This window comes from Pseudoxanthomonas sacheonensis (assembly GCF_010093305.1).
Lineage (GTDB): Bacteria > Pseudomonadota > Gammaproteobacteria > Xanthomonadales > Xanthomonadaceae > Pseudoxanthomonas_A > Pseudoxanthomonas_A sacheonensis.
Genome location: NZ_PDWS01000029.1, coordinates 1 through 22,004, shown reverse-complemented (window position 1 = coordinate 22,004; position 22,004 = coordinate 1). Strand labels below are relative to the sequence as shown.

17 protein-coding genes and 2 pseudogenes are annotated in these 22,004 nt (G+C 64.6%); 13 read left to right on the top strand and 6 right to left on the bottom strand.

The window, feature by feature from the left end:
• Positions 1-56 precede the first annotated feature (56 nt).
• Entirely contained in the window at positions 57-1,028 is a 972-nt protein-coding gene (locus tag CSC73_RS18155; protein WP_163843472.1) for an ABC transporter ATP-binding protein, read from the bottom strand.
• Between the two features lie 36 nt (positions 1,029-1,064).
• On the opposite strand from CSC73_RS18155, the pseudogene CSC73_RS18150 reads away from it, so the two are divergent.
• From CSC73_RS18150 to CSC73_RS18130, 5 genes and pseudogenes are all read left to right on the top strand, one after another.
• Positions 1,065-1,884 (top strand): annotated as a pseudogene (locus tag CSC73_RS18150) (ferredoxin--NADP reductase).
• A 271-nt stretch (positions 1,885-2,155) separates the two neighbouring features.
• Positions 2,156-3,622 carry an alpha/beta hydrolase gene (locus CSC73_RS18145; RefSeq protein WP_163843467.1) on the top strand — a complete coding sequence of 489 codons (1,467 nt, stop codon included), beginning with the start codon at positions 2,156-2,158 and terminating at the stop codon, positions 3,620-3,622.
• Between the two features lie 145 nt (positions 3,623-3,767).
• Entirely contained in the window at positions 3,768-4,514 is a 747-nt protein-coding gene (locus tag CSC73_RS18140) for an ABC transporter ATP-binding protein (protein WP_163843464.1), read from the top strand.
• Positions 4,511-5,692, top strand: a complete 1,182-nt coding sequence (locus CSC73_RS18135) for an ABC transporter permease (RefSeq protein ID WP_163843461.1) — start codon at positions 4,511-4,513, stop codon at positions 5,690-5,692. Before CSC73_RS18140 ends, CSC73_RS18135 begins: the two co-directional genes overlap by 4 nt.
• A 103-nt stretch (positions 5,693-5,795) precedes the next feature.
• On the top strand, positions 5,796-6,122 hold the full coding sequence (locus CSC73_RS18130) for a hypothetical protein (RefSeq protein ID WP_163843458.1): 327 nt from the start codon (positions 5,796-5,798) through the stop codon (positions 6,120-6,122).
• 318 nt (positions 6,123-6,440) lie between these two features.
• Here CSC73_RS18130 and CSC73_RS18125 read toward each other — a convergent pair whose 3' ends face one another.
• From CSC73_RS18125 to rpmH, 5 genes are all read right to left on the bottom strand, one after another.
• A complete protein-coding gene (locus CSC73_RS18125) occupies positions 6,441-7,445 on the bottom strand; it encodes an energy transducer TonB (protein WP_163843453.1) in 1,005 nt (334 codons plus the stop codon).
• Positions 7,446-7,527: 82 nt separating this feature from the next.
• A complete protein-coding gene (mnmE, locus tag CSC73_RS18120) occupies positions 7,528-8,877 on the bottom strand; it encodes a tRNA uridine-5-carboxymethylaminomethyl(34) synthesis GTPase MnmE (protein WP_163843450.1) in 1,350 nt (449 codons plus the stop codon).
• Positions 8,878-9,207: 330 nt separating this feature from the next.
• On the bottom strand, positions 9,208-10,950 hold the full coding sequence (gene yidC / locus CSC73_RS18115; RefSeq protein ID WP_163843447.1) for a membrane protein insertase YidC: 1,743 nt from the start codon (positions 10,948-10,950) through the stop codon (positions 9,208-9,210).
• A gap of 13 nt (positions 10,951-10,963) precedes the next feature.
• Positions 10,964-11,434 carry a ribonuclease P protein component gene (rnpA, locus tag CSC73_RS18110; RefSeq protein WP_163843445.1) on the bottom strand — a complete coding sequence of 157 codons (471 nt, stop codon included), beginning with the start codon at positions 11,432-11,434 and terminating at the stop codon, positions 10,964-10,966.
• An 80-nt stretch (positions 11,435-11,514) separates the two neighbouring features.
• The gene (gene rpmH, locus CSC73_RS18105) at positions 11,515-11,655 is read right to left on the bottom strand and encodes a 50S ribosomal protein L34 (RefSeq protein WP_133323779.1); all 141 of its coding nucleotides are present in this window, start codon (positions 11,653-11,655) and stop codon (positions 11,515-11,517) included.
• Between the two features lie 298 nt (positions 11,656-11,953).
• Here rpmH and dnaA point away from each other — a divergent pair, with 298 nt between their 5' ends.
• The 8 genes and pseudogenes from dnaA to CSC73_RS18065 all read left to right on the top strand — a co-directional run.
• Positions 11,954-13,282 carry a chromosomal replication initiator protein DnaA gene (gene dnaA, locus CSC73_RS18100; RefSeq protein ID WP_163843441.1) on the top strand — a complete coding sequence of 443 codons (1,329 nt, stop codon included), beginning with the start codon at positions 11,954-11,956 and terminating at the stop codon, positions 13,280-13,282.
• Between the two features lie 224 nt (positions 13,283-13,506).
• Positions 13,507-14,607: a DNA polymerase III subunit beta gene (gene dnaN, locus CSC73_RS18095; RefSeq protein ID WP_163843438.1), complete on the top strand. Its 1,101-nt coding sequence runs from the start codon at positions 13,507-13,509 to the stop codon at positions 14,605-14,607.
• Positions 14,608-14,773: 166 nt separating this feature from the next.
• Positions 14,774-15,859 (top strand): DNA replication/repair protein RecF, encoded by a 1,086-nt coding sequence (gene recF, locus CSC73_RS18090; RefSeq protein ID WP_163843435.1) that lies wholly within the window; start codon positions 14,774-14,776, stop codon positions 15,857-15,859.
• A gap of 333 nt (positions 15,860-16,192) precedes the next feature.
• Entirely contained in the window at positions 16,193-18,637 is a 2,445-nt protein-coding gene (gene gyrB / locus CSC73_RS18085) for a DNA topoisomerase (ATP-hydrolyzing) subunit B (protein ID WP_163843432.1), read from the top strand.
• Positions 18,638-18,656: 19 nt separating this feature from the next.
• The gene (locus CSC73_RS18080) at positions 18,657-19,481 is read left to right on the top strand and encodes a CPBP family intramembrane glutamic endopeptidase (RefSeq protein WP_163843428.1); all 825 of its coding nucleotides are present in this window, start codon (positions 18,657-18,659) and stop codon (positions 19,479-19,481) included.
• Between the two features lie 68 nt (positions 19,482-19,549).
• Positions 19,550-20,341 carry a M48 family metallopeptidase gene (locus CSC73_RS18075; RefSeq protein ID WP_163843426.1) on the top strand — a complete coding sequence of 264 codons (792 nt, stop codon included), beginning with the start codon at positions 19,550-19,552 and terminating at the stop codon, positions 20,339-20,341.
• A gap of 131 nt (positions 20,342-20,472) precedes the next feature.
• A complete protein-coding gene (locus CSC73_RS18070; protein ID WP_163843425.1) occupies positions 20,473-21,651 on the top strand; it encodes a tetratricopeptide repeat protein in 1,179 nt (392 codons plus the stop codon).
• A 157-nt stretch (positions 21,652-21,808) separates the two neighbouring features.
• Positions 21,809-22,004, top strand: a pseudogene (locus tag CSC73_RS18065) (energy transducer TonB); the annotation flags it as partial.

The following is a 22,004-nucleotide window of genomic DNA, read 5'->3' as shown; positions in this document are numbered from 1 at the left end:
ATCAAAAGCACCCCTCCCTGGCCCTCCCCTGCTTCGCAAGAGAGGGGATTTTCTATCTATGCCGCCTGTTCCCGCTTGGCCGCCGCTTCATCGCCTGTCAGCCGCACGAACAGCTCCTCCAACCGATTGCTCTTGGTCCTCATCGACCGCACGCGGATGCCCGCCTCGCCCAGCACGGCGAACACGCGGTTGAGATCCATCGCCCGAGGCATGTCCAAATCGAGAGTGTGATCGTCGCTGGCGATCAGCGTGGTGCCTTCGATCGCGGGCAACTGCGCCGGCAGCGCGCCGTCGATATCGAACACGAATCCTTCCACATCCAGCTTGGCCAGCAACGCGCGCATCGGCCCCTGCTCGACGATGGTGCCGCGGTCGATGATGGCCACGTTGCGGCACAGGCTCTCGGCTTCTTCCAGGTAATGCGTGGTCAGGATGATGGTGGTGCCGGCAGTATTGATGTCCTTCAACGTCTTCCACATGCCGCGACGGATCTCGATGTCCACGCCGGCGGTGGGCTCGTCCAGGATCAGCAGGCGCGGGCGCGTCATCATGGCCCGGGCGATCATCAGGCGGCGCTTCATGCCGCCGGACAAAGTGCGCGACATGCTGGTGGCCTTGTCCCACAACTGGGCGCGCTTGAGTTCCTCTTCGGCCCGCACCAGCGCCTCGGCCCGTGGAATTCCGTAGAAGCCGGCGTAGTTGACCAGGATGTCGATGGGCTTCTCGAACATGTTGAAGTTCAGCTCCTGCGGCACCAGGCCGAGCAGGCGCATGGCGCCGTCGCGGTCCTTGGACAGGTTGACGCCGAACACTTCCACTTCTCCGGCGCTCTTGTTGACCAGCGAGCTGACGATGCCGATCAGGGTGGATTTGCCGGCGCCGTTGGGGCCCAGCAGGGCGAAGAAATCGCCCGGCGCCACCTGCAGCGAGACGCCTTTGAGCGCCTGCACGCCGGTGTCGTAGGTCTTGCGCAGATCGGTGATGGAGAGCGCGGGTACGGTCGCGGAAGTTGCAGCCTGGGAAACCATATGGGGGCCTAGCGGCGCCGGCGGGGCGCCTGAAGTATGCAAACCCTTATTATAGGCGTCCCGTCGGGCCGGCCCCGGCACCAGACTGTTCCGGTTCCGAACCTTGGCCATTGTCCATTTCCCGCTCAAGTTGGTAGAACGCCGCATGCTGGCGCCCTCGGTCGGCCACTACGTCTTCGTACGCGGCGACGGCCTGCCGCTGGATTTCATCCCCGGCCAGTTCATCCAGGTGCATTTCAGCTACGCCGACGGCACCGCCACCAAGCGCAGCTATTCGCTGGCCACCATCCACGACCACGCCCTGGGCGCCGGCGAAACTGTCGAGATCGCGGTCAGCTACGTGGCCGGCGGCGCGGCCACGGCGCTGTTCGAAGGGCTGGAGACCGGCGGCCAGATCGACGCAAGCGGGCCATACGGGCGCTTCTGCCTGATGCCGGGCGACGCCAACAGGCGTTATCTCTTCATCGGCACCGGCACCGGCGTAACCCCGTACCGGGCGATGCTGCCACTGGTGGAAAAGCTGATCGCAGAACGCGGCATCGAAGTGGTGCTGCTGTTCGGCGCGCGCACGCCGGAGGAATTGCTGTACGGCGAGGACTTCCGCGCCTTCGCCGACAAGCACCCGCAGTTCCGTTTCGTACCCTGCTTCTCGCGCGAATTGCCGGAGAACCCCCACCCCGACGTGCGCCACGGCTACGTGCAGCAGTTCCTGGCCGAGTTCTCGCCCAACCCGGAAACCGACATCGCCTACCTGTGCGGCAACCCCAACATGGTGGATGCGTGCTTCGAATCGCTGAAGGCCAACGGACTGCCGATTCCGCAGATCCGGCGGGAGAAGTACGTTTCGTCGAAGTGACGCTTTTCCTTCTCCCACCGGGAGAAGGTGGCGCGAAGCGACGGATGAGGGAGTGGACTCTCCGATCGCAGTACGCCTGCAGATGCCTGTCCACAGGACTGTCATGTCTTTCTGAGCCCGTATCGGCAAGTCATTTCCTTCCCTCATCCGCCCTGCGGGCACCTTCTCCCGGTGGGAGAAGGAAAAACCGTGCCCTGCCTTTGGTCACATCCGCCGCCGCTCTCCGTCGTGACAACATAGGGTCTGGAAGAGACCGCTCACCGGAGACGCCATGCGTCGAGTACAGATTGCCGCCACCGTTGCCCTGCTGGCCCTGGCTTGCGCCCCTGATGCGCAAGCGCGCAAGCTGGGTTCCCTGGAGTTCAAGACCTGCTCGCTGAGCACGCCGTTTTCCGACGAGGCACTGCCCGCGCAGTGCGCCATCTTGCAGGTGCCGGAAAATCCGGCCAGCCCGACCGGCCGCAAGATCGGCCTGAAGATCGCGTGGATACCCGCCGACAAGGACGATGCCGCCGAACCGGATCCGGTCTTCATGCTCGCCGGCGGACCGGGCCAATCGGCGTTGGAAAGCTACCCCCAGACCGCCAACGCCTTCGCCGAGACCCGCAAGAAACGCCACATCATCCTGGTAGACCAGCGCGGCACGGGCGAGTCCAATGCGTTGAGCTGCAAAGAGCCGTTCGACGAAACCGAGCTGCCCACGCCGCAGGCCGCCAGCGACTACACCAGGCGTTGCCTGGCCGCGCTGTCCAAGCGCGCCGATCCGCGCTTCTACACCACCACCGAAGCGATCCAGGACCTGGACGCGGTGCGCAAGGCGATCGGCGCCGGGAAGATCAATCTGGTCGGCATTTCCTACGGCACGCGCGTGGCCCAGCAGTACGCAGCGAAGTATCCGGCCAGCACGCGCACGATCGTGCTGGACAGCGTGGCGCCCAATTCGCTGGTGCTGGGCAACGAGTTCGCGCGCAACCTGGAAGAGGCGCTGGATCTGCAATTCGCGCTCTGCGCCAAAACCCCGACCTGTCTGCAACGCATGGGCGACCCGCGCGCGAAGCTGCGCACTCTGATGGCGAAGCTGGAATCCGATCCGCCCCTGGTCGCCTATCGCGACGGCATCACCGGCGAGAGCAAGCAGGAAAAGCTGACGCCGGCGTTGGTCGCAGGCCTGGTGCGCATGTACGCGTACATGCCGTTGGCCTCATCGCTGCTGCCTTTGCAATTGAACGAAGCGGCCAACGGACGCTACGACGCGCTGATGGCGCTGTCGAAGATGCTGGGCGACCAGATGTCCGAAAGCATCACCATGGGCATGCAGCTTTCGGTGATCTGCAGCGAGGACGGCAGCGAACTGAAAGCCAACCCGGCCGACGAAGGCACCCTGCTCGGCAACGATTTCGCTAATTATCTGGCCGCGCAGTGCGCCGTCTGGCCGAAAGGCACGCGCCCGGCGGGTTTCCGTGCGCCGCTGAAGACCGCGGTGCCGGCCTTGCTGTTGTCCGGCGAGTTCGATCCGGTTACCCCGCCGCGCTACGGCGAGGCGGTGGTCAAGCCGCTTGCGAACGGGCGCCATCTGGTGCTGCGGGGACAGGGCCACAACGTGATCGGCGTCGGCTGCATGCCCAAGCTGATGGCGCAGTTCATCGACAGCGCCGACGCCAGGAAACTCGACGCCAAGTGCCTGGCCAAGCTGGCCTACACGCCGCCCTTCACCGGCTTTTATGGATGGGAACCATGAGTGCGGAGAATCGGGAATCGGGAATGGGGAATCGAGAAACGCGCTTCCCCGATCCGGCCCGTCCGAGATGCAATCGCGATGGAACGCGACCCCCGCTTTTGCCGTTCCGATTCCCCATTCTCCATTCACTACTCCCGGTATCGCCATGATCGAAGCACAGGCGCTGCATAAGTCCTTCACCACCGCCAAGACGGTGGTCAAAGCCGTCGACGGCGTGAGCTTCGAGGCGCGCGACGGCGAGATCACCGGTCTGCTCGGCCCCAACGGCGCCGGCAAGACCACCACCTTGCGCATGCTTTACACGCTGATGAAGCCCGACAGCGGGCGCGTGCTGGTGGACGGCCACGACACGGCGACCGAAGCCGAAGCGGTGCGCCGCGCGCTGGGCGTGCTGCCGGACGCGCGCGGCGTGTACAAGCGCCTGACCGCCCGCGAGAACATCGCCTATTTCGGGGAACTGCACGGCCTGGATGCGGCCACCATCGCGGCCCGCACCGACAGCCTGGTGCGGGCGCTGAACATGCAGGACTTCATCGACCGCCGCACCGAAGGCTTTTCGCAGGGCCAGCGCACCAAGACCGCGATCGCGCGCGCGCTGGTCCACGATCCCGGCAACGTGATCCTGGACGAACCCACCAACGGCCTGGACGTGATGACCACGCGCGGCCTGCGCGAATTCCTCCGGCAGCTGCGCGCGGAGGGACGCTGCGTGGTCTTCTCCAGCCACATCATGCAAGAGGTCGCCGCGCTGTGCGACCGCATCGTGATCGTCGCGCGCGGCCAGGTGGTGGCCTCGGGCACCGCCGACGAGCTGCGCGCGCTGACCGGCGAAGAGAACCTGGAAGACGCGTTCGTGAAAGCCATCGGCTCGGAAGAAGGACTGCACGCATGAAATCCCTCCGTGCCTTGATGACCGTGATGCGCAAGGAGTTGCGCGATATCTTCCGCGACCGCCGCACCCTGCTGCTGGCCCTGGGGCTCAGCCCGTTGCTCACCCCTCTGCTGATCATCGGCCTGGGCACGCTGGGCGAAAGCCGTGCGCGCAGCCAGATCGAAAAACCGCTCGAACTGCCCGTGGTCGGACGCGAGCATGCGCCCAACCTGATCGCCTGGCTGGAAGGCCAGAACGTGACGATCAAGGCGCCGCCGAAAGACATCAACGCGGCCATCGCCAACCAGGAAGAAGACGTGATCCTGCGCATCGGTCCCGAATTCCCGGAGCAATGGCGCAAAAGCCTGCCGGCGCCGCTGGAGATCATCCAGGACAGCACCCGCCAGGATGCGGAAATCCCGGTGCGGCGCCTGCAAGGATTGCTGTCAGCCTATGGCGGACAGGCCGGCTCGCTGCGCCTGCTCGCGCGCGGCGTCAGTCCCGGTGCGGCCAGCGCCATCCAGATCCGGAAAACCGACCTGGCCACGCCCGAAGCGCAACGCGGGCGCGTGCTGTCCTTCATCCTTCCTTATTTCCTGATCATCAGCGCCTTCCTGGGCGGCGTTTCCCTGATCCTGGATGCGACCGCCGGCGAGCGCGAGCGCCAGTCGCTGGAACCCCTGCTTGCCACGCCCGCACCGCGCGGCGCCATCGTCAGCGGCAAGATCGCGGCGGCGTGCGTGATCGCCCTGATCTCGCTGTTGCTCACTCTGCTCGCGTTCAAGCTGGGGGCGCTGCTGTCGCCGTCGGTCGGCCGGCAGATGGAAGTCAGCTTCATGGCCATCGGCAAGCTGTTGCTGATCCTGATGCCGATGGTGTTCATCGGCACCACCCTGCTGACCTACCTGGCCGCCGCGGCCAAGAGCATGAAGGAAGCGCAGAGCCACATGACCTGGCTGATGCTGTTGCCGATGCTGCCGACCATCGTGCTGATGGTGAACCCGGTGAAGACCCAGCTCTGGCAGTTCGCCGTGCCTTTCCTGGCGCAGAACCAGCTGATCCTGAAAGTGGTGCGCGGCGAAGTCATCACTGCACAGCAATGGGCGATCTATCTGGCGACGGGTTTCGGCCTGGCGGCGATATTGTGGTTCGCGGCGACGCGGCGTTACCAGCAGGAGCGTTTGGCCATCTCAGGTTGAGCCCCCTCCAACAAAAGCAACCCGAGGGATTGTACGGTGCTCAGTTCAAACGCCACCGCGCCACCGTCGACGAAGACGGGATCGTTCGAACCTTGGATTAACCGTGCTGGACATTTACTACACAGATCCATCCACCAACGATAAGCCCGACGATCCCAGCGGCCTTGAACTGGCGGGCTCCATCGAACTCGATGCCCACCGCTCGCTGGCGGTTCTGTTCGACAAGGGCAGTCTGGCCGGCGCAGGTCTCAGATACTTCGAGGATTCTTTTCTGCAACCTGCCCAGATCGCCACACTCATGAAAGTATTCACGGCCAACGTGAGCGAACTCGGCAGCAACCGCGAGGCGCTGGAGGCGTTTGAGGCGATGCGCAGCCTCTTCGAGGCGGCATTGACCAGGGGCGCAGGCCTGGTTGCCTTCTGCGACTGAGGCTGCGCGGAAAAGGCGGGGATCCAACTTTCAGTTGATGCAATGTCGGAACGTGCGCCATAAAACCGCTACATCCTGTTTCTCCATCCCGCAACGAAGCACTTCAATTTCCGCTGCTGACCATTTCGTCTGAGCGCAGTGGCTTGGGTCCCGGCCTTTGCCGGGATGACGATCTTTATTTGGCGCTGGTTGTTTTTTCGTTTGCCTGCAACCCCGCTTCCATCACCATGCCCCGTACAGAGTCTGCGCGCAATTCACCCCTGCCAAAAAAGAAAGGCCGGCTTGCGCCGGCCTTCCTCTCAATCGTTGCCTCGCGCATCAACCCGGATTGAACGCCAGCGTGCGGCGCGTGGTGGTCGGCGCGTCGATGGGTTCGAACTTCCAGCGGCGTACCGCGTTCAAGGCTTCGCGATCGAACACGCGCGGCGGAGTGGCGCGCACCACGCGCGCATTGGTCACAGAACCGTCGGTGCCGATGGTGATCTCCACCAGCACTTCGCCGGCGGTGCCGGCGCGCAGCGCTTCGGGCGGGTACCGCGGCGAGGGCGAACTGACCACCTTCAGCGACGTGCTGGAGGCGGGCCGGGCGGCGGCCGGCGCCGCCGCTGCGGTCGAAGCCGGGGCCGTAGTGCGGGCGGCGGCTTCGCGCTGGGCGGCTTCGCGCTGGGCTGCGGCAACGCGCTCGGCTTCCGCCGCACGCGCCGCTTCCTGCTGTTGCTGCGTCGCCAGGGCAGCGGCGGCGGCGCGCTGTTGCTCGGCCTGTTGCGCCAGACGCTGCTCTTCCAGCGCCTTGGTCTCGGCGGCGGTGACTTCCTTGGTCTTCTCGGTTTCCGCGCGGGCGGCGACCGCCAGCTGCGCATTGGCGATGGTCTGCTTCAGGCGCGGCAGGGCCGGGGCTTTGGGATCGGCTTTTTCGAGCAGCGCGGAAAGGCGTTGCGCCTCGACGAAGTCCTCGCGGCCGATGCTTTGTTCGGTAGCGATCAGCGTATAAGGCATCAGATCGGTCAGTGCGCTGGTCACGGCCGGGTCGCTGGGCAATTTGTCGCGCAGCGCCAGGTAGTACTCCATGGCGTTGTCCCCGCCCGGGGCGTAGATACGGTTCTCGCCCAGGGCCTTGGTAGCGGCCTCGCGCAGCTGTTCGGCGCTCATCGCCTGAACCTGCGCCGAAACAGCCGGGGCGGGCGGAGCGGCGACGGGCGCGGCGGCCGGTGCCGTTGTGGTCGCTTCGGTGCCGGTCTGCTCGTCCTTGGAACAGGCGGCAAGGGCGACCATCAGCAACAACGCGACCCAGCGCGAGCTCTTTGAAATCGTGGCAACAGACATTCGTTTACTCCCCAAGACAAACAATTGAAAAAAACCCCTTACCAGCCAAGCATGAAGCATGCCACCGCATACGCCGGCTGGCTTACTTGCCGATGCAGAAAGTGGAAAAAATGCGGCCCAGCATGTCATCCGGCGAAATCCTCCCCGTGATTTCGCCCAAGGCTTCGTGAGCCAGCCTTAATTCTTCGGCGGCCAGCTCCAGCATTTCGTGATCCAGTTCACGCTTTGCCGTATCCGCGTGTTCCTGCGCCCTGCGCAGCGCGTCGACATGGCGGGCGCGCGCTGAGAACTCGCCGGTGCCGGCTTGCTGGGCGTTGCCCGTGGCGAGCGAGCGCAAACGGGCGTGCAGCGCTTCCAGACCCTGGCCCTCCCTGGCCGAGACATGCACCGTGGTCTCGTTGTCCGTGGGCGGCGCGGCCAGCAGATCGCTTTTGTTGTGGATCAGCAGGCGCAGCGGCACCGTCGCCAGCACGTCCTCCACCGCCGCCAGCCCGGCGGCGGGGTCGCGCGCATCCAGCACCACCAGGGCCAGGTCGGCGGTCTCCAGTTCAGCGCGGGCGCGGCGCATGCCCTCGCGTTCGATCGCATCGCCTCCTTCGCGCAAGCCGGCGGTGTCCACCAGCGTCAGTTCCAGACCATCCAGGCGCATGGTTTCGCGCAGCACATCACGGGTGGTGCCGGGGATGTCGGTGACGATGGCGCGGTCGCCTCCGGCCAGCGCGTTGAGCAAAGAGCTTTTGCCGGCGTTGGGCGGACCCACGATCACCGCATGCAGGCCGTCGCGCAGTTTGCGGCCGCGTTCGGCATCGGCCAGCAGGCGCGACAGGTCGGCCTGCGTTGCCGCGAGTTTTTCGCGCACCGCCGGGCCGCCCAGCGTGTCGATGGATTCGTCGGCGAAATCGATGGCCGCCTCCACATGCACGCGCAAGGCCGAGAAGCTGGCGGCAATGGCCTCCACGCGTTGCGAGAACACGCCCTCCAGCGCGCGCCGGGCAGCGCGCGCCGCGCGCGTGTCGGAAGCGGCGATCAGGTCGGCGATGGCTTCGGCCTGGGCCAGATCGAGCCGGTCGTTGAGAAAAGCACGCTCGCTGAATTCGCCCGGGCGCGCATGCCGGGCGCCCAGCGAACAGGCGCGCATCACCAGCTGCTGCAGCACTACCGGACTGCCGTGGGCCTGCAGCTCGACCACGTCTTCGCCAGTGAAGCTGTTGGGCGCGGGAAAGGACAGCGCCAGGCCGTCGTCGATGGTCTCGCCGTCGTGTTCGGTGAATCGCACGTAGTGCGCGCGACGCGGTCGCAAGCGGCGCCCGCAGATGCTTTCGGCGATGGTCAACGAACGTGGCCCGGACAGGCGCACGATGCCGACGCCGCCCGCGCCCGGTGCGGTGGCGACGGCGACGATGGTGTCGGTGCTGTGGTTGGCGTTGTTCATCGGCCTGCGCAATTCATGGAGCGGAGTCTTGCATATTCTCGAACCAAATCCGGTTCAACCGACGCGTTGGTGGCGAAGCGTCCAAGAATCCCGCCTATCCTGATTTCCAGAAACCCGTTCGTAGTGAGCCTCCCGAAGACCCCGTTCGTGGTGAGCCCGTCGAACCACGCTCTTGACGGAGACCATCCGAAACCCATGGCTTGGTTTTAACTCGAAAAGCGTGGTTCGACAGGCTCACCACGAACGGATGTGGAGAACGGAGCTTCTCAAAACAGGAAACCCGCCTGATGGCGGGTTTCCTGCAGCGCAACTCGCTGGCTTATCGCTGGCTTACTTGCCGATCGCCTTGCCCTTGGCTTCGGGCGCGGCCGGTGGCTTGCGGTGTTTCTTGCCGACCCACCACTGCTGCAGCAGGCCCAGGCTGCCGTTGGTCACCCAGTACAGCACCAGGCCCGACGGGAAGAACGCCATCATCACGCCGAACACCAGCGGCATGAACTGCATCATCTTCTGCTGCATCGGGTCCATGCCCACCGCGGGCGTCATCTTCTGCGTGGTCCACATCACCAGCATGTTGAGCGCCGGCAGGATGAAATAAGGATCGCGTGCGGTCAGGTCATGGATCCACAGGAACCACGGCGCCTGGCGCAATTCCACCGATTCCACCAGCACCCAGTACAGCGCCAGGAAGATAGGCATGGTCACCAGGATCGGCAGGCAGCCGCCCATCGGATTGACCTTCTCCTTCTTGTACAGCTCCATCATCGCCGCTTGCTGCTTGGCGCGGTCGTCGCCGTAGCGCTCGCGCAGCTGGGCCACGCGCGGCGCAAGCGCGCGCATCTTGTTGGCGCTTTCGTACTGCTTGTTGGCCAGCGGATACAGCGCGAGTTTCACCAGCACCACCAGGCCGATGATCGACCAGCCCCAGTTGCCGAACAGCGAATGCAGATGGCTGAGGATCCAGAACAGACCCTGGCCGATGACGGCGAAAATGGAGAACTGGCTGTAGTCGACCGCGCGGTCGAGACCGGGTACGCCCTGCGCTTTCATCTGCTGGATCAGCTTCGGTCCCACGTACAGGCGCGCATCGGTCGACACGCGCTGGCCGGGCGCGACGCTGAAGCCCGGGCCCAGTTCGCGGATCAGCGCACGGCCGGAAATCTCGTCGGTCTGCAGTTTCACTTCGGCTTTCTGGTCGGGAATCCAGGCGCTGAAGAAATGGTGCTGCAGCATCGCGATCCAGCTGCCGGTCGCGTCCTGGTTGAGCTTGCCGTCGTCCATGTACTTGGCGAACTTCAGGCGCTCGTACTGCTTCTGCACGCTGTACCAGGTCGCGCCGCTGAAGCTGAAGGATTCCGGATTGGTCATGCCGGTCTTGATCACCGGCGGCTGGCGTTCCAGCTGTCGGTAGATGGTGCCCTCCCAGGGCGCGCCGCCGTTGTTGACCACTTCGTCGCGCACGTCCACCGCGTAGTTGTCGCGCTTGAGCGTGTAGGTACGACGAATGACCACGCCCGATGGACCGTTCCACACGAACGGCACCGACACTGACGCCGCACCGGGCGCCAGGTTGACCGCGCCTGCGCCGTTCTCCGGAACGAAACCGCTCAAGTGGTTGGGTGCGGGATTCTTGGAGCTGGTCCAGCCGCTCTGCGCCGTGTAGTAATGCGCCGGATCCTGGGTGAACAACACCACGGGCGGGCTGCCGGCGGCTTTGGTCTGCGGATATTTCAGCAGCACCGCTTCCAGCACGTTGCCGCCGTCGATGGTCAGACGAAGCAGGTCGCTGCTGACCACCACGCTCTGCCGAGCCGGGGCCGCCGCAACGCTGGCGTTGGTGGCGGCAGCGGCGCCGACTGCCGGTGCTACGGGCACGCCTGCGCTGGCCGGAGTTGCGGCGGACTGCGGAACCGGCGAAGCGGAAGGCACCGAGCCTACGCTTGCGGGTTGCGGCTGGCTCGTGGCGGTCGCCAGTCCGGCCGGCTTGGGCGCATTGAACTTGCCCCACTCCATCCACAACAAGGTCGCCACCATCAGCCAGGCGAAAAACAGGAATACACGGGTCTGGTTCATCGGGCAGGCATTCTCAACCGGCGGAAGCGTCCGGTTTGGGCGTGTTGCGGGAAAGGGAGGGAAGTGATTTCGTGACCGGCGGCATTGTGCCGGGCGCGGCCGATGCGGGCAATGCGCCGGCGCGCACCAACGTGCGCAGGAAGGTCTCGCGCAGCTGCGCGTTGTCGGCCTTGCGCGCGGCCGCGCGGGCGACCACCACGTACTCGCCACCGGGCAGCTGCGCGCGCAGCTTGCGGAACTGATCGCGGAATACGCGTTTGATGCGGTTGCGGCCCACCGCATTGGGGTCGACCTTGCGCGAGACCGCCAGGCCCAGTTTCGCCGGCGATTCGCCGGCCAGCCAGTGCAGGCTGAGGAGCGGATCGGAAGTGCGTCGGGCCTGCTCGAATACGCGCGCGTATTCGGCGCCCGTGCGCACCCGCGCGGACGGGGGGAATGTGGCGTTCACAGGATCGCGCTCATGTGGACACGAACATGCGGGCATGAAAAAGTCCGCACAAGGACTGCGCGGACTTTTTACGGAAGACGTACATGGATGGCTCGGCCGCGGATGCGGCAGAAGCATCAGGCGCTCAGGCGGGTACGGCCCTTGGCACGGCGACGGGCCAGGATCTTGCGGCCATCGGCGGTCTTCATGCGGGCACGAAAGCCATGGTCGCGCTTGCGCTTGAGGTTGCTGGGTTGGTAAGTGCGCTTGGTGGCCATGGGGCCCTCGGGCGGTTTGCGGTGGAAAGAACCGGTAATTCTATAGGGACACCCAGGCCCCGGTCAATCATCCCGTAGGTCGGGGCTACGCCCCCCGACGCCTGCCAACTCGGGTCCGCGTGCTGTCGGGGACGTAGCCCCGACCTACCGCGGTGGCTTGGCGGTGTTGCTGAACCCGGTGGATAACTCCCGTGCCGCGTGCCGTCGCGTGATAATGTGGCCGACTGTATTTCACCCGCGTCCCGCGCCGTTCGACTGCCGCGTGCACGCCCTTTCGAAGAACCGATCGCCGCCCTTGATGGATGCCTGGCCCCGCTGCCTCGAACGCCTGGAAGCCGAACTGCCGGCCGAAGACGTGCATACCTGGCTCAAACCCCTGCAGGCCGAACAGCGCCTCGACGCCATGGTGCTGTACGCGCCCAATGCCTTCATCGTGGAGCAGGTGCGCGAACGCTATCTGTCGCGCATCCAGGAATTGCTGGGCCACTTCGCCGGCCATCGCGACGTCTCGGTGGAAATCGGATCGCGCGCGCGCAGCGCCGAATCCGCCCCATCGGCATCGGCAGCCGTTGCAGCCGCGAATTTCGCCGCCACCGAACCCTATGCCGGCAACCTGGATTCGCACTACAGCTTCGACAACTTCGTCGAAGGCCGCAGCAATCAGCTGGGCCGCGCCGCCGCCTGGCAGGCCGCGCAGAAACCCGGCGACCGTTCGCACAACCCCCTGCTGCTGTACGGGGGCACCGGCCTGGGCAAGACCCATCTGATGTTCGCCGCAGGCAACGAACTGCGCCGGCAGAATCCGAATGCGCGCGTGCTGTACCTGCGCTCGGAGCAGTTCTTCAGCGCCATGACCAAGGCGCTGATCGAGAAATCGATGGACCAGTTCAAACGCCGCTTCCAGCAGGTGGACGCGCTGCTGATCGACGACATCCAGTTCTTCGCCGGCAAGGACCGCACGCAGGAGGAGTTCTTCCACACCTTCAATGCGTTGTTCGACGGCCGCCAGCAGATCATCCTCACCTGCGACCGCTATCCGCGCGAAGTGGAAGGCCTGGAACCGCGGTTGAAGTCGCGCCTGGCCTGGGGTTTGTCGGTGGCGATCGAACCTCCTGATTTCGAGACCCGCGCGGCCATCGTGCTGGCCAAGGCGCGCGAACGCGGTGCGCAGATTCCAGACGATGTCGCCTTCCTGCTGGCCAAGAAGATGCGCTCGAACGTGCGCGATCTGGAAGGCGCCTTGAACACCCTGACCGCGCGCGCCAACTTCACCGGCCGCGCCATCACCACCGAGTTCGCCCAGGAAACCCTGCGCGATCTGCTGCGCGCGCAACAGCAGGCCATCAGCATCCCCAACATACAGAAGACCGTGGCAGACTATTACGGTCTGCAGATCAAGGATTTGCTGTCCAAGCGACGCACGCGCTCACTGGCGCGACCGCGACAGGTGGCGATGGCCTTGGCCAAGGAACTGACCGAACACAGCCTGCCGGAAATCGGCGATGCCTTCGCCGGTCGCGACCACACCACCGTTTTGCACGCCTGCCGGCAGATCCGCAACCTGATGGAAACCGACGGCAAGCTGCACGAGGACTGGGACAAACTGATCCGTAAGCTCAGTGAGTAACCAGCCCCAGACTCTGTGGATAAGTTGGGGACGAAAATAGCCGCCAAACTTATCCACAAGTTGCACCACCGATCCAGCGTTCTTGATACACGGCTTGGCGGGACCGAAAAACAAACTAGATTCAATTGGTTACGCTGCTTCTCCACCGAAATCGGCGAAACCATCACCACCAGTTTTTGATTTAATACTCTTTCAAGATCCAGTGCATAAGGGGCCAGCACCACATGCGTTTCAGTCTGCAACGCGAAGCATTTCTGAAGCCGTTGGCGCAAGTCGTCAACGTGGTCGAACGCCGGCAGACATTGCCGGTCCTCGCCAACTTCCTTGTCCAAGTGCAGGGCGGGCAACTTTCGCTTACCGGTACCGACCTGGAAGTGGAGATGGTCGCGCGCAGCGCGGTCGACGACGCCCAGGACGGTGAAACCACCATTCCGGCACGCAAGCTGTTCGAAATCATCCGGGCCCTGCCCGACGGCAGCAAGATCACCGTCAGCCAGACCGGCGACAAGGTCACTGTCTCGGCCGGACGCAGCCGCTTCACCCTGGCCACCTTGCCGGCCAACGATTTCCCCTCGGTGGATGAAGTCGAAGCCACCGAACGGGTCAACGTGCCGGAAGCCGCGCTGAAGGAGCTGATCGAACGCACCGCGTTCGCCATGGCCCAGCAGGACGTGCGCTACTACCTCAACGGCCTGCTGTTCGATCTGGGCGACAAGCTGCTGCGCTGCGTGGCCACAGACGGCCACCGCCTGGCCTTGTGCGAAACCTCGCTGGACGGCGCCGCCGGCGCCAAGCGCCAGATCATCGTGCCGCGCAAAGGCGTGACCGAGCTGCAGCGGTTGCTGGAGAACGGCGACCGCGAGCTGGAACTGGAAATCGGCCGCAGCCATATCCGGGTCAAGCGCGACGATGTGACCTTCACTTCCAAGCTGATCGACGGCCGTTTCCCCGACTACGCCGCGGTCATCCCGATCGGCGCCGACCGTGAGGTCAAGCTGGACCGTGAGGTCCTGCGCGCCGCATTGCAACGTGCGGCCATTCTGTCCAATGAGAAATATCGCGGCGTCCGCGTCGAGGTTTCTCCGGGCCAGTTGAAGATCAGCGCCCACAACCCCGAGCAGGAAGAAGCCCAGGAAGAGATCGAGGCCGATACCAAGGTCAGCGATCTGGCCATCGGCTTCAATGTGAATTACCTGCTCGATGCCCTCTCCGCCCTGCGCGACGAGCACATCATCATCCAGTTGCGGGACGCCAATTCCTCGGCGCTGGTGCGCGAAGCCAGCAGCGAGAAATCCCGGCACGTGGTGATGCCGCTGCGCCTGTGATTCCACCCTTGTTTCACGTGGAACATCCTCAACGCCCGGAGATCTCCGGGCGTTCTGGTTTTGCGGGGGTCCGTTTAGCCGTAGGTCGGGGCTACGCCCCCGACAAAGAGGACCCAACCTACCTGAGCGTCGGGGACGTAGCCCCGACCTACGCAGGGGCCGGCGGATGCAAGTAACCCGTCTCACCGCCTCTGGCCTGCGTCGCTTCGAAAGCGTGACGATCGAGCCCACCGCTGGCCTCAACCTAATCACTGGCGACAACGGAGCCGGCAAGACCAGCCTGCTGGAAGCTCTGCACCTCATGGCCTATGGGCGCAGTTTCCGCGGGCGGGTGCGGGACGGACTGGTGAGGACGGGTTCGGATGCGGTCGAGGTCTTCGTGGAATGGCGGGAAGGGGCGGACGCCCGACACCGCCGCGCCGGCCTGCGCCATACCGGCCAGACCTGGGTAGGACGCCTGGACGGCGAGAGCGTGGCCCAGCTGGGCGAACTTTGCGCCGCGTTGGCAGTGGTCAGCTTCGAACCGGGCAGCCATGCCCTAGTCACGGGTGGCGGCGAACCCCGGCGCCGGTTCGTGGATTGGGGCCTGTTCCACGTGGAACCTGATTTCCTGCCGCTTTGGCGCCGCTATGCCCGGGCCTTGAAGCAGCGCAATGCCCTGCTGAAGTCGGGCGCGGGCGGGCAGCAGTTGGATGCGTGGGACCGCGAACTGGCGGAGGCCGGGGAACCCCTCACCCGCTACCGGCGGCAATACCTGGAACAACTCCAACTCCGCCTGTCCGCGGTTGCCGCAGACCTGGTCCCGGCGCTGGGCGCCAGCAACCTCGACTTCCAGCCGGGCTGGCGCAGCGGTGAGCTGTCGCTGGCCGACGCCCTGCTGTTGGCGCGGGATCGCGACCGCAGCCTGGGCTATACCTCCGTCGGCCCGCACCGGGCAGACTGGCGGATCGAATACGCGGGCCATCCCAACCGCGAAGCGCTGTCGCGGGGCCAGGCCAAGCTCTCGGCCCTCTCCGCCCTGCTCGCGCAAGCCGAGGATTACGCCCACCGCCGCGGCGAATGGCCAATCGTCGCGCTGGACGATCTTTCCTCCGAATTGGACCGCAAGCACCAGCAACGGGTGCTGCAGCGCCTCCTGGCCAGTGGCGCCCAGATCTTCATCACCGGTACCGAAGCCCCGGCCGCCTTGGAAAGCCTGAAGGTGGCGACGACTGTGTTCCACGTGGAACAGGGCCAAATCTTGCGTGCGTAGGTCGGGGCTACGTCCCCGACACAGGGAACCCTGGCTCCCGAGCGTCGGGGACGTAGCCCCGACCTACCCGCTTCTCTCTGAGGGAGGAGACCCCGAAGAGCCCGCCCCCGCGCTTGATGCGGGGGCGGATGAGGGTGCGGCGCAGCCATTAGCGTGTGAACCATGCTGGCTTCACCGTACCCTTGCCTCAACCCCTCTCCCGCCGGGAGAGGGGCTTCAAGGCGGCCGAAATGCTATAATTCCTGCCTCACTCCCTATAGCTAATGTGTAGCCTGCAACCAGCCTTCGGCCGGACTGCGCGCGCACGGAAGCGCAGCAGGCGATACGAAGCGCATGACCGAAGAAACCACCCCCGTCCCCACCCCCAACGGCAATTACGACTCCAGCAAGATCACCGTGCTGCGCGGCCTGGAAGCGGTGCGCAAGCGTCCAGGCATGTACATCGGCGACGTGCACGACGGCACCGGCCTGCACCACATGGTTTTCGAAGTGGTGGACAACGCCATCGACGAAGCGCTTGCGGGCCACGCGGACGACGTGGTGGTGAAGATCCTGGAAGACGGCTCGGTGGCGGTGTACGACAACGGCCGCGGCATTCCGGTCGACATCCACAAGGAAGAAGGCGTATCCGCGGCCGAAGTCATCATGACCGTGCTGCATGCCGGCGGTAAGTTCGACGACAACAGTTACAAGGTTTCCGGCGGCCTGCACGGCGTGGGCGTCTCGGTGGTCAACGCGTTGTCCGAGCATTTGTGGCTGGACGTGTGGCGCGACGGTTTCCACTGGCAGCAGGAATATTCGCTGGGCGAACCGCTGTATCCGCTCAAGCAGCTCGAAGCCTCCGACAAGCGCGGCACGCTGCTGCGCTTCAAGCCGGCGGCCGAAATCTTCACTGATGTCGAGTTCCATTACGACATCCTGGCCAAGCGCCTGCGCGAGCTTTCCTTCCTCAACTCGGGCGTCAAGATCACCCTCGGCGACGAGCGCGGCGAAGGCCGTTCGGACGTATTCCAGTACGAAGGCGGCATCGGCTCCTTCGTCGAACACCTGGCCCAACTGAAGACGCCGCTGCATCCCAACGTGATCTCGGTGACCGGCGAGCAGAACGGCATCACCGTCGATGTCGCCCTGCAGTGGACCGACGCCTACCAGGAAACGATGTTCTGCTTCACCAACAACATCCCGCAGAAGGACGGCGGCACCCATCTCATCGGTTTCCGCGCCGCGCTGACGCGCACGCTGACCAACTACATCGAACAGAACGGTATCGCCAAGCAGGCCAAGGTCGCGCTTTCGGGCGACGACATGCGCGAAGGCATGATCGCCGTGCTGTCGGTCAAGGTGCCAGACCCCAGCTTCTCCTCGCAGACCAAGGAAAAGCTGGTCAGTTCCGAGGTAAGGCCGGTAGTTGAGAGCACGTTCGGTGCGCGTTTGGAGGAGTTCCTGCAGGAACACCCCAACGAGGCCCGCGCCATCGCCGGCAAGATCGTCGATGCCGCCCGCGCCCGCGAGGCCGCCCGCAAGGCGCGCGACCTGACTCGCCGCAAGGGCGCGCTGGACATCGCCGGCCTGCCCGGCAAGCTCGCCGACTGTCAGGAAAAGGATCCGGCGCTGTCCGAACTTTTCATCGTCGAGGGCGACTCGGCCGGCGGCTCCGCCAAGCAGGGCCGCAACCGCAAGAACCAGGCGGTGCTGCCGTTGCGCGGCAAGATCCTCAACGTCGAACGCGCGCGCTTCGACCGCATGCTCGCCTCGGCCGAAGTCGGCACGCTGATCACCGCGCTGGGCACCGGCATCGGCCGCGACGAATACAACCCGGACAAACTGCGCTACCACCGCATCATCATCATGACCGACGCCGACGTCGACGGTTCGCACATCCGCACCCTGCTGCTCACTTTCTTCTACCGGCAGATGCCGGAGCTGATCGAGCGCGGCCACATCTACATCGGCCTGCCGCCGCTGTACAAGTTGAAGCAGGGCAAGCAGGAGATATACATGAAGGACGATGCGGCGTTGAACGTCTACCTGGCCAACAGCGCGGTGGAAAACGCCGGCCTGATTCCCGCCGAAGGCGAACCGCCGGTCACCGGCGAAGCGCTGGAGAAACTGCTGCTGTCCTTCGCCGGCGCGCGCGAGACGATCGCCCGCAATGCGCATCGCTACGATGCGATCCTGTTGGAATCGCTGATCGATTTCTCGCCGCTGGACGCCGCGCACCTTGCGCAGAACGTCGATGAGCGCCAGGAACTGGACGCGTTGGAGAAGAAGCTCAACCGCGGCGGCATCGGCAGCGCGCGTTACGCGCTGACCCTGCAGGCGGCCAACGAGAACCGTCCTGCCGCGTTGCTGGCGACACGCAAGCACATGGGCGAGGAACTGACCCAGGTGCTGCCGTTCTCCGCCTTCGAAACCGGCGAACTGCGCCCGCTGCGCGATGCGGCGGCGGTGCTGCACGGCCTGATCCGCGAAGGCGCGCAGATCGTGCGCGGCAACAAGACCCAGCCGATCTCGAGCTTCGCCGAAGCGCAGGCGTGGCTGCTCGAAGAGGCCAAGAAAGGCCGCAGCATCCAGCGCTTCAAGGGCCTTGGCGAAATGAATCCGGAACAGCTGTGGGACACCACCGTGAATCCGGATACGCGCCGCCTGTTGCAGGTGCGTATCGAAGACGCGGTGGCGGCCGACCAGATCTTCAGTACGCTGATGGGTGATGTGGTGGAGCCGCGCCGCGAGTTCATCGATGCCAATGCGCTGAAGGTTTCCAACCTGGACGTCTGAGTAAAGCGGGGACGCGGCAATGGAAACGCACGACGCATCGCCGCCACTACCGCGGGCCGCACATCCGACAGTCAGGTTCTTTCGGGATCTGGGAATTTTCTTTCTCGATCTGGCTGTCGCCATCGCTGCGTTGCTGATCCTTTCCGTCGCCTGCGGAGCGGTCTGGGCCGCCTTCAAGGGCGTGCGGATCGCCGTCCAAGGCGGCGCCACCGATCCGGCCAACATGATGCGTGCGCTGGGGGAACCCGGGGCCCTCGCCATGATCTGGATGACCCTGGTCAGCACCGGCGGCGCTGCGCTGTTGGTGTACTGGTGGCGGCGCAGGGCCACACGCGAAGAGCGTGCGCTCTCGGCCCGGGCCGCACGGCGCATCGGTACCTGGGGCTGGGTGGTGGCGACCGCCGTGGCCACTTTCATGGCCGGTTCCGCTCTGAGCTTTCTCGGCCAGCATTTCGGCATCAGGCCGCAGCCGACCAATCTGGCGGTGATCGAAGCCGCTTTCGCCTCGAGCCCGGTCTTCATGCTGCTGTTCGGCGTATTCCTCGCGCCGGCCTACGAAGAGCTGCTGTTCCGCAGAGTGCTGTTCGGCAGATTGTGGGCGTCAGGGCGTCCCTGGCTGGGCGTAGCGCTCAGCAGCGCCGCCTTCGCATTGATGCACGAAATTCCCGGCACCACCGGCAACAGTTGGCAGGCGACGGGTGTGCTCTGGCTCACTTATGGATTCATGGGCGCGGCTTTCGCGCTGGTCTACTGGCGCACGCGCACGCTGTGGGCCGCGATCGGGGCGCACGCGCTGAACAATGCCATAGCGCTGGCTTTGTTGAACCTGTCCGCAAGCAGCTGAAAGCCTGCGGATTGACGAAAAGTTAAGACGCCACTCGCCACACTCTGCATTCACAGGAGGGGTGTTGGATGAAGCACTGGATACTCTCTGCGGCGATCATCGCCGCGCTGACGGCTTGCGCCACGACAACGTCCTCCACGGGCCGTCGGCAGTACGTGGGCGGCGTTTCGGAACAGCAGCTCAACCAATTGGGAGCGCAGGCTTTCGTCGAGGCGAAAAGCAAGGGTCCGCTGAGCAACGACGCCAAGCAGAACGCCTACGTGCGCTGCGTGGTCAACGCGTTGACCCGGCAGTTGCCGGCGCAGGCGCAAAGCGTGGGTTGGGAAACGGCGGTGTTCGCCAATAGCGAACCCAATGCCTTCGCGCTTCCCGGTGGCAAGGTCGGCGTAAATACCGGTATTTTCAGCGTGGCCAAGAACCAGGATCAGCTGGCGGCGGTGCTGGCGCACGAGATCGGGCACGTGGTGGAGCGGCATCACGACGAACGCATCACCCGGCAGATGGGCGCTTCCAGCGCCGTGCAAGTGCTCGGCGCCCTGGCCGGCGATTACGGCAGCCTGGCGACCCAGGGCGGCAGCCTGCTGGCGCAGACCGGATTCCTGCTGCCGGGGTCGCGCGTGCAGGAAACCGAAGCCGATGTGGTGGGACAGCGTTTGATGGCCGAAGCCGGATTCGATCCCGCCCAGGCCGTGAATTTGTGGCAGAACATGATCTCCGCTGGCGGCGCCCGCCCGCCTGAATGGCTCTCCACCCATCCCAACCCGCAATCGCGCATTCAGGAACTGCGCAGCCGCGCCGGAACGCTGACGCCCACCTACCAGCAGGCGCGGGCTTCCGGACGTGTTCCCAAGTGCGGGTGATGCTTGTTTATTGCGGCGCAACATCCAAAACCCTGTTTCCGAGCCATAGCCGTTTCTGTTAGCGTTGCCGCCCCCGTGCCCGGCCCGGCGGCGTTCATACCGGTCTTCGCAGTCCCATAGAGGTGATTCCCATGTTGTTCCGCAACTGCAAACAAGCTTTGCTTTCCCTGGCAATCGTCGGCCTGTTGGGTACGGCGGCCGTCAGCGTCGATGCGCAGACCCGCGAGCGTTCGGAACGCAGCAGCAAAGGCAAGAAGCAGGAAAACCTGTACCCCAACGCCACCCGCGAAGAGCCCAAGGCCAAGGGTGCGGCCAAGCTGCAAAGCAAGCTGCAGAAGCTGATCGACATCTACAACAAGGACGATTACGCCGCTACCCGCACCCAGGCCGATGAGCTGGCAGCCAACCCGGCGGCCACCGATTACGACAAAGCCGTCGCCGCGCAGCTCGCTTCGCAGGCGGCCTACAACCTGGACGACATGCCCGGAACGATCGCCTACCTGAAGCAGGCGATACAGTTGAACGCCCTGGACAACAACGGCCACTACCAGTTGATGTACATGCTGGCGGGCCTTCAGCTGCAGGAAGACCAGCTGGCCGACGGCATCGCCACGCTCGACCGCTATTTCGCCGAAACCAAGTCGCAGAAGCCCGAAGAACTGGCGCTGAAAGGTCAGGCCCTGTACCAGCAGGAAAAGTACGCCGAAGCCATTCCGGTGCTGAAGCAGGCCATCGAATCCTCGCCCGAACCCAAGGACAACTGGCAGCAGCTGCTGATGGCGTCCTATGCCGAAGCAGGCCAGGCGGGCGAGGCCATCCAGATGGCCGAGAAGATCGCCGCAAAGTCCCCGGGCGACAAGAAGGCGCAGATGAACTTGGCCAGTGTCTACCTGCAGGCTGACAAATACGATCAGGCCGCGGCCATCCTGGAAAAGCTGCGCACCTCCGGCCAGATGACGGACGAGAAGGAATACCGCCAGCTCTACACCACCTACGCCAACATGGACGGCAAGGAAAAGGAAGTCATCGCCGTGATCAACGACGGCATGCAGAAGGGCGTGCTCAAGCCCGACCAGCAGACCTACCTGGCCCTGGCGCAGTCCTACTACTACTCCGACCAGATCCCGCCGGCGATCGAGGCCTGGCAGAAGGCCGCGCCGTTGTCAAAGGACGGCGAAACCTATCTGAACCTGGCCAAGGTGCTGTGGCAGGAAGACCGCATTCCCGAAGCCAAACAGGCGGCCAAGTCGGCGCTGGAAAAAGGCATCAAAAAACCCGAAGAAGCAAAGAAAATCATCGCTTTGCCCTGATTGCGGGACCCGGAAAATAGAGTTCCGGCACGCCGAAAAGATGGTACAGGCGTGGAAGATTGGTATAAGCTCGACACCCCCGCGCCGGAAACGGTTGCGGGTCCCCAAAATTTTGATGGCGCCGCTCCGTCGGCCCAAGAACTGAGTTCACTGGCGCATGGCTGAACAACTGGTCATTAACAACAGGTACCGCGACGAAGAGCAACCGGGCTTGAACTGGTCTCGCATCATCGGTATCGCTTTCGTCATCGCGCTGCACGTGGCCGCATTCCTGTTGCTGCTGATCCCGGCCGTGGCCCCGCCTGCGGAAAAAGAGCAGGAACAGAAGACGATCGTGACCATCGTCGACGCGC